Genomic DNA, 18292 nt, shown 5'->3' with positions numbered 1-18292 from the left:
GTTCACGAATACAAAAAATCCCCCCGAATAAAAAATGCTTGACACTATAGTTACTATAGACCTTATCTTTTATTTTCGAGATAAGGAGAGCACAAAAAATGACTCAATGGTTTGTCAAAAATCTAAGTGAATTGACAGGCGTATCGGTGCAAACACTGCATCATTATGATCGTATTTCACTCTTAAAACCCTCTTTGCGTCAGGCTAATGGTTATCGCGTTTATTCTGAACAGGATTTGCTGAAATTACAGCAGATCATTGCGCTGAAATTCGTTGGCTTTGAACTCGGCAAAATCAAACTGCTACTTAATGAGCCGGGAGATACCTTTGAACATTTTAAGGCACAGGCTCAGATGCTAGAAAGTAAAGCAAAAACATTATTGAACGGAGCTAAAACTTTAAGAAAGATTGCTTCCAAAGGTAAAGGAACAGTGATTCCATGGGAGACATTGATTCAATTGATTGAAATGTATCGAATTAATACCGAGCTTCAACAATCATGGGAGAGGGAAATTTTCACTCCAGAAGAATTGAAGCAATACGCTGACTTTAAAACAAAAACAGATGCTTCGAAACAAAAAATCTTATTTGAAAAAAATTGGATGAAATTGGTTGAGGAAATTCGTTCCCATCTTAGCGTATCTCCAGATTCTGAAGCAGGTATTCATCTTGGTGAAAAATGCATGCGGATCGCCAACAAGTTTTATGGAAAGAAACATGCGCATTTTCGAACCAAAAAATTTGAAAAAGGTTTGGTTAAAGGACTGGGTCTGAAAGAGATGAATTTGACGCCTAAAATGGTCGCATGGCTGAAACAAAGTATTGATGCTTATTGGCGGCTCAGATTTCACGATCTTTTGAATGGTGCCGGAAATATGTCCTTTGAAGATCTTGTAAAAAGATGGAATAAAGCGCTGGAAGAAAGATGTGGCGAAGACCTAGAGCATCAAAAAAGAGTTTTCGACATGCTTTTAAACGATGAAAAACTGGATCTAGAAGCAAAGCGAAGGATAAAAAATTTAATTGAATGAAACAGGAGGAGACAATCACTTTGTAAATCAGAAACAACACAGATTATTAAAACAATTTTTATTGAGGGATTATAAATGACAAAAAAAACAGCAATTGTAGTGGGTGGAACTCGTGGTCTCGGCTTGGGGTTTGTAGGAAAATATCTGGAGTTAGGCTATAAAGTCATTGCCACCCATAGGGCAACCAGTGATTTGACTGATTTAATCAATTATCAGGAACAGTATGGTGAAAATTTAGTTCTTTCTGAGCTTGATTTAACTAATCCCGCACAAATCCAGAACTTTACCACCCATCTTTCAGAAGAAAAGATCGATCTCCTGATATTGAATGCCGGGACCACGGGAAATGATAATGTGCGCCTGCTGGAGGCTTTGCCTTTAAATCCTGAAACCTTTTGGTCTGAATACCAACTTTGCAAACAGGTCTACCTCGAAGGTCCATTGCAGCTTATCCTTGGTTTGAATGATAAATTGAAAAATGAAAACGCCTGTATTGTCTATTTAACTTCGCCTCATGCCCTTGGTACAAAAGTGGTGGGGTTGGATGCTTTTGCCATGACCAAAGCAGCGGGACAAATCATGATTTATAGTCGTTGCAAAGAAATGGTTCAAAACTGGGCGGATACCTTTAGCGATGATCCTGAAAAACTCGCTCAGGCGCCTGGCGCTTTTGCTATTTCTCCTGGATGGGTAAAAACAGATATGGGTGGTAAAAATGCACGTCTCACTGTCAATGAGAGTGTGTCCAAAATGGTGACTGTAATTAATCAAGTGATCGCTGATAAAAAATTCAATGCCATTTATTCCTACACTGGAGCATTGATGAATCCAGGAGCCTATACTTCTTCTGATGCGCTTACCCGGGTCATTGCCGAAGCAGACAGTCAGAAAGTAAAAATCGGGGTTATGTCGAACTTTTCCCTCTTTTCCAGAAAAGAAAAGCCGGAAACTCAACAGCCTTCTGATCCCTTGAATCAACTTCAAAATTAAAAGAGGCAATGATGCGTTTGTGAGTTATCAGATTCATGAGCGCATTATTTTAGATCAATGATGGACTAGGGCAAAGAATCAACCGGATTTTTATTTTTAACTTCAGCACTAGTCGCAAGATAAGGGTATCTGGCTAGGGTATTTACAATTCGCCGCACTGACGAATTGCAAACACGAATATTATTTTAATGGGTTTTACTTTGAACAAGCATTTTATTTGTTAAAGCAATTGCTATAGCAGAAATGAGCAGGGTTAAATGAATAATGACTTGCCACATTACAGAAAAATTGCTGAGTTTGTTGGGATCAATAAACGTTCTCAATAAGTGAATGGATGAAATGCCAATTAATGAAAGAGCTAATTTTATTTTCATAGCCCCTGCATCGAGATGATCAAGCCATTCGGGTTGATCAGGATGTGAATCTAACGCGAGATGGGAGACAAAAGTTTCATACCCTCCCATGACCACCATAATCAGGAGGTTAGCGATCATGACAACATCAATAAGATCCAACACACCTAACATGATGAGGGTATCATCAAAACTGTTAAGATGTACTATTAAATGAAACAATTCATACACAAAACGATAAACATACACAGCCAAGATTAAAATAAGACCTAAATATAATGGAAGTTGTAACCACCTTCCCATAAAAATAAACTGACTAATGCCTCTTTTTAAATTACTCATACGATACACCTTTTACTCATGAAAAAATTTGTTATCCAACTGCATTTAAATATGTTGATACCCCTAATTTATCAAGTAGGAAATTTAAAATATTTTTTACCTTAGGTCGATTAAAATTATTAATAAAAATCAGAATTGATTACGGGCATTATTATTTTTAGGAGATTGTACCCCCGCAACGCGGGGATGGCTACGTGCTTCTAAAGGAGGGACACAGAAGATCATAATTCTATGAGTCAATCTGAACGGTTAAGGTATTTTATTGTGATTTTGTTCCTGTTGCATTTCAGTTTGTTGCACTGGTTTTGTTGTTGGTTGTTGAAACAAGGGCAATGAATGGATCGGTTCCTCTGTCTCTATATCATCGTTATTTTTTTTAGAAGAATTGTTTTCTTTTTCATCGGCTAATTTTTCATACAATATTGCATGGGAAGCAGGAACCTCTTTTTTAATAATATGTGTTTCCTCTTTAGGGGTAATGATCCAACGAAAGAAAGGAAGTTGGCTAAGGAAGTTAGCAAAAGAAAGCTGTCCTGCCCACCAGGCACGAAGATTGGGAAATAAAATTCCTTCGCCTCGCCATGCAGCACGAATGTCTGCAAGAAATCCGACGAGCAGACTTGGATTTTTTACAATTTGTACGCTACCAGCGGCAGTAGGATCATAACGTTCTTGTAGCCGTACTTTTTGAACATCTTCAACGATTACAGAATCTTGTTTGATTTGTTTTAATTCGCTTAACCATCGTTTCAACAGCCTGGGTGTTTTGATGTTTTGGATAGGAGTGCTTTGATCTATATTTTTCTGCTCTAGGGGTAATTGTTCTGTAAATTCGCGCCAAAGTTCTTGGGCTTTTAGATTATGTTGTTTCAGTTGCTCATGAATAATGTCGATATTTGGGTTTTTTTGTTCTAATTGAGCTTCAATTACTTGAAGAGTGAGGTCTTTACTGTGATTGTAGTTTTCTAAAAACTCGCTCCAAGCTATTGTTAAATCATTATCTTCAGTTTGAAGTGTAGCATAACGATCTGAAAAATAAGATAAATAATTATCATAAGCACGATGGAACAGACGGCGAAGCTCTTTCGTATGGGTTGCAAAAATTTGCAGTTTTCTAATAAAGTCCTCAGGATTAAGATAAAAATCAGTATTAACTTGGTTGATACCAAAATCCTTTTTAAGTTCATTGAGGTTCAAAACCATTTGTGTCTCACCAATAGCACCATATCGTCCAGATCGGCCGATAATTTGACCATAACTTCTTTCTCCATGAGGAAGATAAGTCAGTAAGACTTTAAGCCCTGACTTATGCGCTTTCTCTTTGAGTTCAATATCAACACCTCTTCCTTCCATCTCAGTGGTAATAGTGACTTGGCCTGGTTTTCCAGCTTCATTTTTAATATAATTTGCTTCGGAAATAGATTCATCATAATCGATCCCCGCATGGATACGAGTCAGTTTGGGCAAACCCTCTTGATTTCGTTTTGATTTTAAACGCTCTTCTAATTTATCATGAAGTATTTTAGATTCATTGTCATTTTTACAAATCAAAAGAATTGGCTGATGTTTCGCTCTCGACTCCAAGATATGATCGACTAACGCATCTAATTGTTTTGTTTCATTTTGAGTAATGCGAGTAGGGCGATCAAAACGACGTAATCCTTTATGTCTTGGTACATAGATAAATTGCGTTCCAAATTCAGATTGAGCTTCTCTTTGTTCCATTTTTGAACCTATAGTCCCAGTTACTGCATGTAAGCTTCCATGGTTATAGGCTTTAAGTAAGGTATTAGAAGAACTAGTAAAAGTAATCTTTCTTATGGGATCGATATTAAAAAAACGTTTCTTACTTTTACATTGTTCAAGCGCCTCTTTTAGATATGGATTTTCTATATTAGGGTCTTGTGCTTTGATGAGACGATTGAGTTCGGCATGCAAGCATTGATGCACACCATCACCAAAATTAGAATTCTTACTAATACGTGAACCGATGAGGCACATCGCAGCAGCTACTTTTTTATCACCAAGTGGAGTGGGTGTGGTGGCATCGGATACAACAGTATAATCAACATTATATTCTAAATGACGAGCTGTATAGGCTGCATCTTGCCATTTTTCTAGTTGTGAGACAGGTATTGATTTAATAATTTGGAATAACCTGGTGTTTCTTGTCTCAATAAAGGTGAGTAATTGTTCATTACAACGTTGTTTGTTTTCTAAGTATGTTTTTTCAGTATCACTTTGAGCAAAAAAATCCATCAGTAATGGAAAAAGTGCTAGCAAATCGATATTTTGTTTCGGTATTGTTGAAGAGTAATTGTATTTTAAATTTGCAACATCAAAATAAGTTACATCGGCCTCATCCAGTAATAAGGCTCGCTTTTCAGGATCTTTATTAAGTACTTGATCCGATTTATTTTGGCTGAATGCTTTATTACGAAACAGGCAAAGATTTTCAGGATCAGAGACGTTAATTCCACCCATTTTATAATCTTCAATTTTAGATGAAGAGGTGATGAAATTAACTTCTGCCCCCAGAGAGTTAAAGAATGGCAATGATTCAAGGTAATCACGTTCTGCAAGAGCTAAGTTACTGGTCAAGAAGTCAACAGTTTTGCCTTTAAGAAATTGACAGGCATTTAGAATCATCATGATTCGTGTTTTTCCTTCGCCGGTTCCTATTTCAGCAGTAACTTTATTACCTGTTTCCAAGAGGGAAAGAATGGCTATAATTTGAGTGGTATTCAGCTCATAGGAACGTCCAGGTACTTGGCTTTTACCCACAAATTCCGGAGGACGACCTTTACATCGATGTAATAACTCTGCTGTGAGCATAACCATTTTAATATGATTTGCAGGCGGTCTTTCTTTAAATACTTTAAGTTGGTCCAATATTTGTTGGGTAGATAAATCTCTTACTCGTTCTTGTTCATTTTTAATTTCATCAAGATAGTCTTGAGTAAATATTTTTTGAACTTCGGGCATCTGTTTCAGAGTTTTTTTCGCCTCATTGAGCTTGAATCCATTTTCTCTTTCACGTCCATCATGCTTGGTTATGGCACAAGGATGTTTGTCGAAGTATTTGTATTTTTCTTCAACTGTTCTTTCAGATATTTCTGCTCCAGATCGTACTGATGTAGTCCACTCTATAAAGGTGGATAAGGGCGGGAATGGGGCATGTTGATAATAATTGTGAAGGAATTGAGTGATTGAGTTATTTTCTTTATTTTCATGAATAAATTTAAGAAAAGTGTGAACATCTGCCTTGCTGCATTTCACTGAATTATTCATTTGCGTGATTACAGCATTAATATAATCTTTTTGCAGTTTTAGAGGTAATTCATTGTATTCTTTGGAGTTAAATAATTCGATTAAATCTTTTACATCGCGATCAGGAAGACCTCCTGAATAGTGGTACATGAGACTTAAAATAAGGTTTTGATGATCAAGAGCAACCAATTTATCAATAAGTTGACATATATCGTTATGATTTTTGCTCACATTATCTGGCGAACTTTTAAGAGCCATGCTAATAAAGTGATTCGCACGAGTAGCAATATTGCTATATTTTTGAATTAGTTCTCTTTTTTTCGCATGGAGATGAAGGACAATATTTTGGAAACTGTGATTTTCTTTATTCCTGATTGTCTGGAGATCTTTGTATGTATTTGATTCCTTTTCTACCAATCCTGGAATGAGGCCAAGTGATTCCAAGCTGGCTAATTCTTCCTCAGTTGCGTCATCAGTGCGAGGGGAAGTTTTCCAAAAATAGTTTAAAACATTTTGAAAAAGGTTTTTATTTTGCTGTTGTGTAGAACGCTCCTCTACTGCTTTGATGATTTCAGTAATACGAGCACTGATTGCTTGACAGTCCTTAAAGTATTCTTTGTTATTTGCTGAAAGCATTAAAATTACATCAATATCTTGTTTAATTTTTTTTAGTTTATCGATTGATTTAATGCCAGAGTTAGTATTGTTTATTAAATCAAAAATGGAATCCCTTAACTCATTTAACTCGTTCGGATAATCCAGTACTGCAGGGACTTTTGCTTTCTCATGATATTTATTGAGTGAGTCAGGCATGCTCAGGCAGACTAATTCGGCTGAAAAGTTAAATGCTTCCTTACGTGCGATTTGCTGTTTTATAAGTTGGGGGTAAAGAATATCCAGTAAGTAGCTGCATTTTGCAAGGGAATTAGTCACATCACCTTTATTTGAACGATGCTCTTGAATAAGATTCATATATTGTTCAAATTCATCAAAGGAATTATTGTTTGTAATATTATCAACAAGAGTCTTAAATTGTGTCAGATAACTAGGTGGGCCAGGATGTTGGTTGCGTGACAACAGTCCATTAGTTTTAAATGCTTCTTGACAGAACTCAAAAAATCGTATTTTTTGATCAGGAGTTAAAGTTTTTGTGAGACTCACTAAGCTTTTTACAAGAGTTTCATGTTGATCTTTTTCTTCTTCATTATCAAAGTTACTGACCATCTGTTCAATTAGCAAACATGTCTCTTTTTGAGTACACCCAAGTTCTCTGAAAAGTGCACTAAAATTAACTGCGTCTTTAAGATCGAGTAATATTGTTCCACTAAAGTGTTTACCATAGTGTTCATGCATCCATTCTCGAATCTCTTTTTTAGTTGTTGCCTCGGAACGGCAAATCAGATTCATTAAATCATCTTGGATTCTATTGAATACTGCATAGTCCATTCTATTAGGATGGTCTCTGTTTTGGATTAATTGTAATAAGGATAAGCCATAGGGTAACAAGTTTTGAATTTTTTCTTGATACTGAGCATTATTTGGATTAGTGAGTCTTCTTTTATAGGGCTCAATGATTTCATTGACTAATCGTGTTTTGTTTTCATATTCTAAATGAAAGGCAGTAAGCAGCGGCAATAATACTTCTTTGGGATTTAATTCCGGAGGATTCGTTGTATTGATGTTCGAATCGGTCAATACTTCACAGGCGCTAATGAATTGTTCTAGAAGAGTGATATCCTGGGGTTCAGGAAAATATTGACCATCATTGTTTGCTTTGATGGTTTCTGTTTTAATCAGACGAATTGCATGCATCATACTTTCAGGATAATCTTTATAGAGTGAGGCTGCCTTATCCATTTTTTTCATCATGTCCGCTTGGACTGCTTGTAACTCTAATAGACTAAGTTTGGGATCGAGAAATTTATATTCAGAAAGTTTCAATAATTTGTTTAAATAACTCATGGGCGGAGTAACAAGCATGTCCATAATAGGTTTTAATGTTTGAATACGTACGGCTGGAGTTCCTCCTTGCGCATCGATGCCTTTCGAGAATAATGCTCTTCCCATGGTACTACGATTCGCTTTAAGTCGATCTAGAGAATCGAGTTTTATCATTCTTGTTTGAAAGCTTTCCCATTCTTCAAGTACGGCTTTGGCATCAAAACCTGTTTTAGCATTCGTGCTTGTTGATTTGGCTAAAATATAAAGCATACGTATTTTAGCTTCATTATTGAGTTCTTGATTTGAAAACAATTCATCAATAATTTTTCTATATTGATCCAAAGGTAGGTGTTGCTCTTGAGTAGCAAGATAACGATAAAATGCGGGTTTAACCAATTCTGGGTTGCTATTTTTATTTTGTACTAATAACCTTTTTACCCATTCAAGTTCTCCTCTTTCTCCCAAATTAGTTTCTACTTGCATTTCTGGAATAATAAAATGGAAATTATTAGGTTCGGGAATGGTGATGTTATTGATACATTGCCATTGAACGGCTTGATCTTGTGGGCGACACTTATTTAAAAGATCTACGAAAGCAGTAAGCGTAGGCAAGAGCTCTTTTTCATCTTTAATCGTTTTTATTTCGTGAAAACTTAAGCCCATCTGTTCGATGGTGTTCACTGTGTCAGTAAATTGTTTAAATAAACCAGGTAAGTCACTGTAGCCAATTTTACGACCGTGATTTTGGATAAGAGCCATCCACCAACTTCGATGTTCTTTGCTGAGGTTGGCTATTTTAGAAAGCGTATCTTGGAATTCTTTATTGCCAATAAAAGGTAAAAAGGTGGGCATGTATTTAAATAAAAAGGCATATGTATCTATGAATACAGGTCCTTTGTAAGGATCCTGATTGTACTCATCCCATGCTCTAAATAACTGCGTTAGTCCAGGTGCTCCATATTGCCCATAAACATCAAGAAGCGCATTGTATTGTTCTTTATCAAATTTAAGTTTTGTACTCCATATTGTAAAACTTTTTACTAATTCCTTATTATTTTTTATAAGTTCGGGTAACGGGTGGTTCCCTTTATTAAATTGAAGGCCTAGATCCTTTTTAAATTTTTCTGCTTCTTTTCTGTTCGTTAATTCTTTCCAGTTGGACAGATTCACTCTCTGAGTTGGTAGTGACAAAATATCAGTAACAATCTGAGTGGCAATTGGGGATCGATCCAATTTAGGTAAATCATTCGTTAGCAGTACGGTCGATGGACTTTCTACTTCATTTATTGATATTGATTGAATTTCTGTACTCATCTCTTCATGTAGAGTAATTTCAATTCGAGGTATTATTTTTCCTTTAGGAAGTATTCTTCCTTCTGGCTTTTTTGACGTAGACTGTGTTTGCGGGAGGTTCTTTTCTAACTTTTGTTTGTTCTTTTCTAAACGATGATTGGAAATAAGGTTGTCCAATTCAATTTGTATTTTAGTGTTTTCCAAATGTTCTGGAAGAGTAATATCCAGTGTAATTTGTTGATGTGTTTTTAGAAAATCAAGTATTTTTTGTGCTTGAAGAACAGTCATTTCGCTACCCTGAATTATTAAACTTTTTACAGGGCTATCAATGAGGTTTATTAATGTCTGAGTGATTTGAGTATCAATATCAGGCACCATATTTAAGTCAAGCAAAGCATCATCGTTTTGATATGAAAGAACTTCATGATCACGTATCTCAAGCATATATACTCCTATTGAAACAGGTGATGGTCAATACATGTTCATTATAGTTTTTATTTATTAACATAATCTTAACTCCTTTCAATTTAACAAATAAAAATTCTGCAATGACAATAAATTCTTAAAAGGCTCCAGCAGTCTATTTTTGCAAAAAAAAATAGAAAAATGTTTCAGATATCCATTCCTTACCCTCTATGAGTATTTTTTAATGAAGCTCTAAGATCTGATAAATCGACATAAGAAATGCTTAATGTTGGCACTCATATAATGTTCCTAATGAACTATTTTTGATTTTAGGATGCAGTATCATGAAAAAAATTGTAATTCTTACTCATGCCCCTCAAGGAACATTAGGTGATCCTAGTTCTGCCGCAAAACTGCAAGAGATTTTATCACAGCAAGCGAAACAAAAAGGAAAGAAAGTTCAGATAGAAGTACTTGTAGATGTAGAACTTAAATACAAAGAAAGGGTCCAGGCTTTATTTCAAGATAACCAAAACCATCAACTCATCCATGGATATCAAACAGAGGAAGGAAAAAAACAGATAAAAGGAACAATTAATGATGCGGATTTCATTATTGTTTATCCTACCCCGCACTTTATGGACGCTAAGACAGCACAACTTATTGCAAGCATCCAAAAACCGGTTCTATCTATGACAGAATATGAGCATGATGTAGCACATAATCAGCAAAAAAGAAAAAAATTTATAGATACAATTCCCGGGACAATATATTTAAGTTCTGGATTTGGATGCAATAATATTGGGATTTATATTGAGGAGGAAAAGGCTAATAAAGAGCAGTTATTTTCACGAATTCATCCCAATGATAGAAAAAAATTTCCTGATGATTTAAATCCCAATAGTGGTTTATATTTTGGTTATTTTAATAAAATGGCTTCAGCTCGAAATGGTGCAAGTCCCGCTAATTTTATTGCTTATGCCGCACATGAAAATTCGGAAATGAAACATATTGATATGATCATGCCGCTTATGCCTCAAATCCAAAAGGACGTGATTAAACAAAACACAATTGCAGTATTAATGTCTGCAGATTTTATAAATAACTTAAAAACTTGTGGCACAGTATTGCTTAGTTACTCTAACACGGGTAGCGCTGAGCAACCTAAGTATTATATGTATCAGCAAGAAGGTGCAGAGTATACTGCCAAAAAAATTACTAAAGAGGAGTTTGAAGCGCAAGAACGTGAGTCAAATAAAGTGATTCGTATCATTAATCCGTTTCCCCTCAATCCACAATCGATGCAAGCCTTGATGGGGGCATCCGAACCAGTTTGTATGCTTACAGGCAATCAAAGTTTTTCGGAGGGTCTTTCTTTAGCAAAGATTCCCTTTTATCAAGCAGTTGTTTGGCATGTAAAATTATATGATTCATTAATCAGTTCAACAAAAGAATTTCCTGTTTTGAATACTTGGTTTACGTTGCTTAAAAATCGTGGTGTGTCCTCAGAGAAAGTAGCTGCATTTTACAGAGAAAATAAAACCAATTTACAAGAGGAAATGGGGCTGTTTAGACAATATTTATTAGGGTCTAAGGATATAACTAAGAATATAGGTGGTTGTATTGATTTTATTGATAATTTAAGTTTACCCAAACGATTTAATGTTTTTTTAAATCACTTAATATTAAATCAAGATTTTTTTGCAGATGCTGGATCAGTTGAAAAAAGAGATATATGGATAACTGAACACGCACTTATGACACACTTAGAACCCTATTTATTGGCGGCCAGTAATGAAGAAGTTGCTCAAATATTACAAAATCTTAAGGATAATATTCGCAAAATAAACCCCAACCAGGAGTCAATTAATTTTGAAAAACTAATTATTTCACTGAAGTATAAGCATCCACATTTAGACATAATTACCCCAGACATAGCAATAAATGAATGCTTTATAAGGTCATCTTGTTGGGATGATAGTGAGGAGCAACTTGAGATTGTAGAAGCAAGCGATCTTATTAAAGCTTTTGAGTTTCTCAATCCGTTGGATTTTACTTTAGAACAAAAGAAACAATTTTTTAGAAATATAGAAAAACTTGATTCTATAACTATAAGAAATGATACAACTATTAATGCAAAAAACGTTTTATCACTTATCAAATTCTTAGAAAACAATACCGATAAAGAAAATATGAAACAGGTATTGAATATTATCTTTACAAAGCAAATTAATACATTGGATGGAGATACCTTGGGTCCATCTAACGGCAAAGGTCTTTTTTCTCAACTCAATGAAACAGAAAAGACGATTATATTAAACACAATTGAATTAACGTGCATGGTAAATCAATCACTTTTCAGTATAAAAAATGAAAATAGTGAGATCGAGAAAGTAATCAGTTCTGAGACGAAACAAAATGTTAGTTCATTTTCAGAAGAGTCCCAATCATTCGTCAGTGTAATACAATTTGAAAACTCCTCTCAAGATGTAGCGAATAGAGAACATATTGTTCCTAATGAATTACCCTCCACACCACTTCTGCAAAAACAAAAATCAATACGGGATACCTTGAAAGTACTTCGTGATCATGAAGACCCAACACAAACAGAATCTGTCAAAATGGGGTTAGACTAGGCACTAACATTGGAGCAACATTTTTTTTGCTCTGATTTTAATTGTGCTGAAAACATCTTTTGCCAATCGATTCCTAATACAATACATTGCTCAAGGGTTTTTCTGTTTTTTTATTGGATTCATAAAATAGGGAGGTATGAGTCCATATTATTGGACTAGTTTTGGTATAATCAACATGTTTTAAAATGTTGGAGATTTATTTCATGACTTTTATTGAGAAATGTCAACAGTTAAATTTAACTAAAGAGAGTCATTTTCATGAACTTGCCCAAGCAGCGATTGAAAGCTACTATTTAATCCCATATCCTGGACAAATAGATATAAAACCGCAGATCAACAGACCGCGCCATGGCGGTTTACATGTCAGCAGTGCTGCGCTTAACTTAGAAATGTTCATTGAATTATATCAAAAATATGCTCCTAACTATTTAAATGTATTAAAAACAACAGATGGCTCTTCTTTGAATTTAGAAAGGATTAAATTACTTAAACTAGCAGCCATTTATCATGATTCTGCAAATATCAATGAAATTGAAGGTGATGAGAAAGCCCATGCAGAAAATTTTAAAAGTGATATGTTATCGCTCGGATTTTCATTAGATGCCGTAGGGCCTATTGCGTTAGCAATAGAAAAAAAAGATGGTGAGGCTGGTAAAAATAAGAAATCTTCAGAGACTAAAGAAACAAAAAATATTTATCAAAAGTTAATACATGATGCTGATTGTCTTGATATTATTCGTGTTGTGGCAGAAGGCCATTTTGATAAAGAGTATCTTGATATTTTTAATGACTTACGAAAAGTTCCTCCTTTTTTAAAGGAGCTTGATGAAATCATTGAAAATCACTTAGAAACACTGAATATTTTTGAGGGTGATGGTAAGGTAGGTAATCTACACAGCGAATGTGAATATTCTCCAAATTGTTACTTAAGTGCTCTTGAAGCAGAAAAGAATATGTTATTGCAAGTAATTTTGTTTGCTTGTTTACGTGAAGGAAAAAAGGTCACTTTCTCAGATATAGATATTTCTTCTTTGTCATTATTGGATCTTTATAATCGCAAAAATAGCCCTAAAGTAAACAGCATTATTGCTGGAATAAATCCTTTGCCCGCTTTTAAAGGTATAGCCGAACAACAGTTAGGTATGAAACTTTACCAAACGGACGGTTGCTATGTGCGTGGATTGAAAGATACTGCATTGGATAATGAGTTAAAAGTATTAAAAGAAAACAAACGTGTATTGGATCAGTATAGTATTCATTCTACTGCTGAATTAAAAAAATTTTTTGAACAACAATATGAAAACGACAAAATTTGGGCCCCCAAAGGCTTTAAATGGCGCCCATGTTCTTTTCTGATGAAAGAAGTAGCTACAGAGCTTTTTGGAAGTGATGTGCTTGTTATGATTAACCCACATCATCAAGGGACTTTGGTACCTTATTTATATAAAAAAAATGTCATGAGTCATAGTACAGCTGATGGGACATTTCAATATGATTCTAAAGTTGGCTTTAGTAAAGATAAAAAAGATCTTCATGGTATTCGAGAAAAAATGATGGAAATGGAGACGCGCAGAAAAGGAATTGCCTCAGAACTTATTCCCGACAAAGATCTTCATTATTGGGGGAAACCAGCTCTTAGTCACAATGAGGCACTTACTACCTATGAGGAAGAAGGTATTGTCGGTATTGTTGTTGGTCATACAGAAAAATCAGCAAAAGCTGCTTTATTATTACAATCAAAATTAGGTTATCCTCTTCGAGCGTTTTATAGATACTCCCCAGAAAAAGGTCTGAGTATTCTTAGTGAAACAGAAGTTCTCGCTCAAGCTCATATTACGACGCACGGGGTTTATATCTCAGAAACTGAAAGTTCGATTAACAAACTTGGGCTGCCTCCTAATACCCTTTCAATCCAAATAACACCCTATGAGGAAGATATACAGCAATGGAATAATCTTACAATGCCTGTAGTTGATTTTGTTATACACTGTAATTATACAGGACTTGATCAAGAAATAATTAAAAAAATTCAATTTATATTGAACAAATTACTAAAATTGAAACCAAGAAATTTGGATTATGCTGATTTAATTCTTGATGTCATTGTCAGCAATTCTGATAAGGGCATGAAGGTATTTATTCATTCGTTTGATGAAGGCTCTCGGTATAGAGATAAATTCATCAAAGCAATAATTGATGATTTAGAGCAAATTTTATCCGATTCAATCCTCTTAGAAGATATTATTTTGGGGAATCAATTAGCGGATGAATTGAAAACTAATGCGATAAAAAATATAAAATTAGTCAACTTAGATCCTTATCAATATACTTTTGCTCATCCAACCAACACTAAGATTAAATGTCTTGCTTGGGTTAAGGATGGGCGTTCGGTAATTGAGTTTTTGTCAGAGAATGATAAAAAGATTACTCGGCCCATAGATTTTTTACCCACCATTAATAAGCAATATTTTCAAGAAAGAATTGCCTCACTTAATCTTGCAGTAAGCCATGAATCAATTCAGAGTGAATTAAAAAAAATAGGCATTGAGAGTCTTTATTTTAGCCTATCTACATATGGAGCTAAGGAAAAATTAACTATAAGATTTATTCCAAATGATCTTCAAGCGATGAATGGCATAAAAGAAGTTTTAGCAAGAACTGATATAACAAAATACAAAGTCATCAATGAACATGAAATTGTTGCTAGCTTTACACCTAAAAATATTCAAAAACTATTTGAATATTTTAACGAAAACAATTTTCAGTTTTCTTCTCCTATCATGGATTCTAAAATGATGTGTGAAACCTCAAGGTTCTTTTTTACCACGGAAAGTAAAAAGGGAGGAAATTCTCCTACTTTATTTAAAGAGATCATCCCCTCTTATTTTTAAAACTATCGATGAGTTGTTATGAACTGTTATGGCTCTGCTCATTATAAGAATCTTAACGTTCTTTTGAGCAGCCCCTTCTCCCGCGCAAGGAATTTGAATATTATTATAATAATACTTTTCGGGGGAAGAGGGCGATGTCCTTTCAAAAACTGAGTATGGAGGTTCGGCCGGGATCCTGACGAAAAGGACCGTTTCCTGTTGGATTTAACTCAATTTAAGCTCAGCTACAAGTCATTACTAATTGGATGTCCTTACAATCGAAGTAGCATCCACTCCTCCCATATTGGGATTCTTTTTCCCAATTTTCTCACGAAGTTTTAAAAAAGGGATTTCTATGCAAGTATAGAGCAACCAACCAGCGACTATGCTAGCAAAAGTTATAGTCAGTATCATGATAAGACCAGACGGATCAATTCCAAATTTTGAAAATGCACGGTAGATGAGTACACTGACTGGTTTATGGATCAAATAGATAGCATAGGACCAAACAGCCAGAGTTGAAGTGCCAGGTATTCTAATTTTATATAAATAAGAGTCTTGGCTAAGAGCTGCAAGAGTTAGAAAAGCAAAGCTAATCCCCAATAAGGGATAACCAAAGGCCGTTACAAACAGGCTATAATGGTCTTGAATAAACAAGTAAAAGCTTACTCCGCTGCTAATAATCCCAAATAGTAAAATTAAATTACCTTTTTTCGTAATTTTTTCCCATACATTCTGATGAAAATTTCGTATCAGTGCAATTGCAACACCGAAAACAAGCTCATCTAAACGACAAAACGAAGAATAGTATATTTTTGTGTAATAAAGGGCGTGAAAATGATTTTTTGCATGTTGACTATAATAAATCCAAAGAGAACTTCGTAAAATTATTCCCATAAGTAATAATCCAAACAGAATCATCCAACCGTGATGAATCGATTTTTTATATAAAATAATTAAGGCCATTGCTGGCAAAATTAAATAAAATTGCTCCTCAACACATAATGACCAAGCATGTGAGAATGCTGTACCTGTTTGAAGACCAAAATTTTGTGTGAATGTTAAAAATTTCCAAAGAGGTGGTAATATAGCATTTTCTCTAAAACTCGGAATCAAAAAATAAATACTTAATACAAATAAATAGGTGGGTAATGTCCTAAGTAATCGTCGAGAATAAAAAATTTTAAATGAAAATTCTCGTTGATTAGCAATAGGTGAAAAAATTTGATTCCCAATCAAATAACCGCTTAAAACAAAAAATAAATCGACCCCAACCCATCCGATCTCATCTATAAAACCAAAAGTTGGTTGACGGCTAACAAAAACCACATAGTGATACATGAACACCAACATAATGGCTGCTGATCGTAATACATCAAGTCCATGGATTCGTTTATCTGTTTTATTCAATTACAACTCTCTCTCATTTTTATATCAAACTTCAGCTATGGTGGATTTTTCTATTAATGTTTGAGGTATTCCTTTTGGGTCTATTTTCTTTTTCGATTCTGTAAGTATTCTTCTGACAGAAGTGCGACCAAATCCCCATAACTACCAAAAGTGTTAATTCTGAATTAAGTCGCCTACTAATCTGTAACTTACAAAAATAGAAGTTTAATACTTAGCTTGCATAAGGTTGAGTAATCTAATAGATAACTTTATCAAAAGCCATTTAGAAAATTTCATTCAATGTAAATTTTTTGCAAAGCAAATTGAATTAGAAAAAAATCAAGCATCTTTTTTGTATAATTCATGGACAGAGTAATATGGGTTTAACTATGCTAAGTGAGCTTATACTGTATCTATTGTTCCCCTATTAAAGAGGTTTATCATGCATGTTGTTTTGTTATTAGGATCATCAACCGCAGGAAAAACATCACTGTGCAGAGAATTGGTTACAACATATGGATGGAAATCATCGAGCATTGATGAAGTGGTGGGTAAAATTGTTAATATGAGTCCGAGTGAGCTAAAGTCCTTAATGTTTGAGAAACTCGATAAATCGGATGTGATACAAAACCTTCAAACACTAATGACTGAAGATGAAATTTTAACATTATGCGGTACAGGAGTGCTTACTATATCCAAAGGCGGTCATCTCATTACGGCTCATCAATTCCCTAATCCTTTGCTTCCTAACCTCGAAGATGTCCTGACAAAGGCAGGATTTATGCAAAGCGAAATATCTAAACTGGCTAAAGACTTACGTCTGGTTACCAAAATTGGTGATGCCATGGTGATGCTTTATGATGAAGTTTTCGACAAAGGCAATTCCGGGAAATCCGTTGTTATTGATCTTGTGCCAGATCCAGATGGGAGTGCCAAAGAATGTTTAGAAAATTTTCAAAGGCGTGCACAGCAATATAGTGAAGAAAATCCAAGTGAAACATTGACCATTTCTATAGTTTTTACTTATTGTCCTGTGCAGAAATTAAGTGAGCGTATTCAAGAGAGAAATCGTAAAGCTGACATCGATAATCCTATGGATAAACGGGTAGGATTATTTCCATTTCATCAGTTAGCAACATTAGTCACGGCAGATAAATTATTTGATGATTCTTCTGAGCACGTGCTCTCAAGAAATGAACTGTTTTATATGGTTAATAAACATGCAAATACGGACAAAAATGGTGATCGCTTATTTTTAGAAAACCCTGTTGACCTGGATGCACTACAACAAAGTTACGACGAAGAAGTTCAGATAATAACTAACTCAGATCGTGTGGTTAAATTGCAACTTAACGATGATACTCTGGAATTAACTTCCGATGATTTACCACGCATAGGCTCTAAAAAAACTATTGAAGAATATAGTAAGCTAGCTAATCGGTTTGGTTTTTTTGAAAATCAAGAGCGTGTTTCGCTTAATATTCCAGAAGGAATAGACTTTGATGCTGTTATTAATACTGCAAAAGGAAATCCTGCTACACTGGCTAACGAACTTTTAGAGAAATTGGAAAAAAGCAAAATATCCTCTGAACGTGTCTCAACACTATAAAAAAGTGTGGGTTTAGGCCTCTTTTTGACTTAAAGTCAACTAATATGTTTTTCCAATAAACACGAAGAACTTACTTTACTCATGTTACGCACGGGACTTGCTGGCTGACTAAAAAGCATTAGAATTCCGCTCTTAATTTTAGGGAGGGAATCCAATGGATATG

General features: G+C 34.8%; 8 protein-coding genes. 5 read left to right on the top strand and 3 right to left on the bottom strand.

Annotated elements, in window-relative coordinates:
- Positions 1-98: 98 nt before the first annotated feature.
- Both Lsan_RS13015 and Lsan_RS13010 read left to right on the top strand, forming a co-directional pair.
- Positions 99-1031, top strand: coding sequence for a MerR family transcriptional regulator (locus Lsan_RS13015; protein ID WP_058514658.1), 933 nt, complete (start codon positions 99-101; stop codon positions 1029-1031).
- A gap of 75 nt (positions 1032-1106) precedes the next feature.
- Positions 1107-2021: an SDR family NAD(P)-dependent oxidoreductase gene (locus Lsan_RS13010; RefSeq protein ID WP_058514657.1), complete on the top strand. Its 915-nt coding sequence runs from the start codon at positions 1107-1109 to the stop codon at positions 2019-2021.
- A gap of 185 nt (positions 2022-2206) precedes the next feature.
- Here Lsan_RS13010 and Lsan_RS13005 read toward each other — a convergent pair whose 3' ends face one another.
- Complete coding sequence (locus Lsan_RS13005; protein ID WP_058514656.1) at positions 2207-2716, bottom strand: TIGR00645 family protein; 510 nt, start codon at positions 2714-2716, stop codon at positions 2207-2209.
- Positions 2717-2965: 249 nt separating this feature from the next.
- Positions 2966-9664 (bottom strand): preprotein translocase subunit SecA, encoded by a 6699-nt coding sequence (locus Lsan_RS13000; protein ID WP_058514655.1) that lies wholly within the window; start codon positions 9662-9664, stop codon positions 2966-2968.
- A 305-nt stretch (positions 9665-9969) separates the two neighbouring features.
- Here Lsan_RS13000 and Lsan_RS12995 point away from each other — a divergent pair, with 305 nt between their 5' ends.
- Both Lsan_RS12995 and Lsan_RS12990 read left to right on the top strand, forming a co-directional pair.
- Positions 9970-12261: a hypothetical protein gene (locus Lsan_RS12995; RefSeq protein WP_058514654.1), complete on the top strand. Its 2292-nt coding sequence runs from the start codon at positions 9970-9972 to the stop codon at positions 12259-12261.
- 203 nt (positions 12262-12464) lie between these two features.
- Positions 12465-15152, top strand: a complete 2688-nt coding sequence (locus tag Lsan_RS12990; protein WP_058514653.1) for a hypothetical protein — start codon at positions 12465-12467, stop codon at positions 15150-15152.
- A gap of 237 nt (positions 15153-15389) precedes the next feature.
- On the opposite strand, the gene Lsan_RS12985 is transcribed toward Lsan_RS12990, so the two are convergent.
- Positions 15390-16541 carry an acyltransferase family protein gene (locus Lsan_RS12985; RefSeq protein WP_065236306.1) on the bottom strand — a complete coding sequence of 384 codons (1152 nt, stop codon included), beginning with the start codon at positions 16539-16541 and terminating at the stop codon, positions 15390-15392.
- Between the two features lie 421 nt (positions 16542-16962).
- Between Lsan_RS12985 and Lsan_RS12980 the strand changes: the two genes are divergently transcribed.
- Positions 16963-18129 carry a hypothetical protein gene (locus Lsan_RS12980; RefSeq protein WP_058514652.1) on the top strand — a complete coding sequence of 389 codons (1167 nt, stop codon included), beginning with the start codon at positions 16963-16965 and terminating at the stop codon, positions 18127-18129.
- The last annotated feature ends 163 nt before the right edge of the window (positions 18130-18292 follow it).

This window comes from Legionella santicrucis, assembly GCF_001468135.1.
Classification (GTDB): domain Bacteria; phylum Pseudomonadota; class Gammaproteobacteria; order Legionellales; family Legionellaceae; genus Legionella; species Legionella santicrucis.
This window is presented reverse-complemented; position numbering and strand designations above follow the sequence as displayed.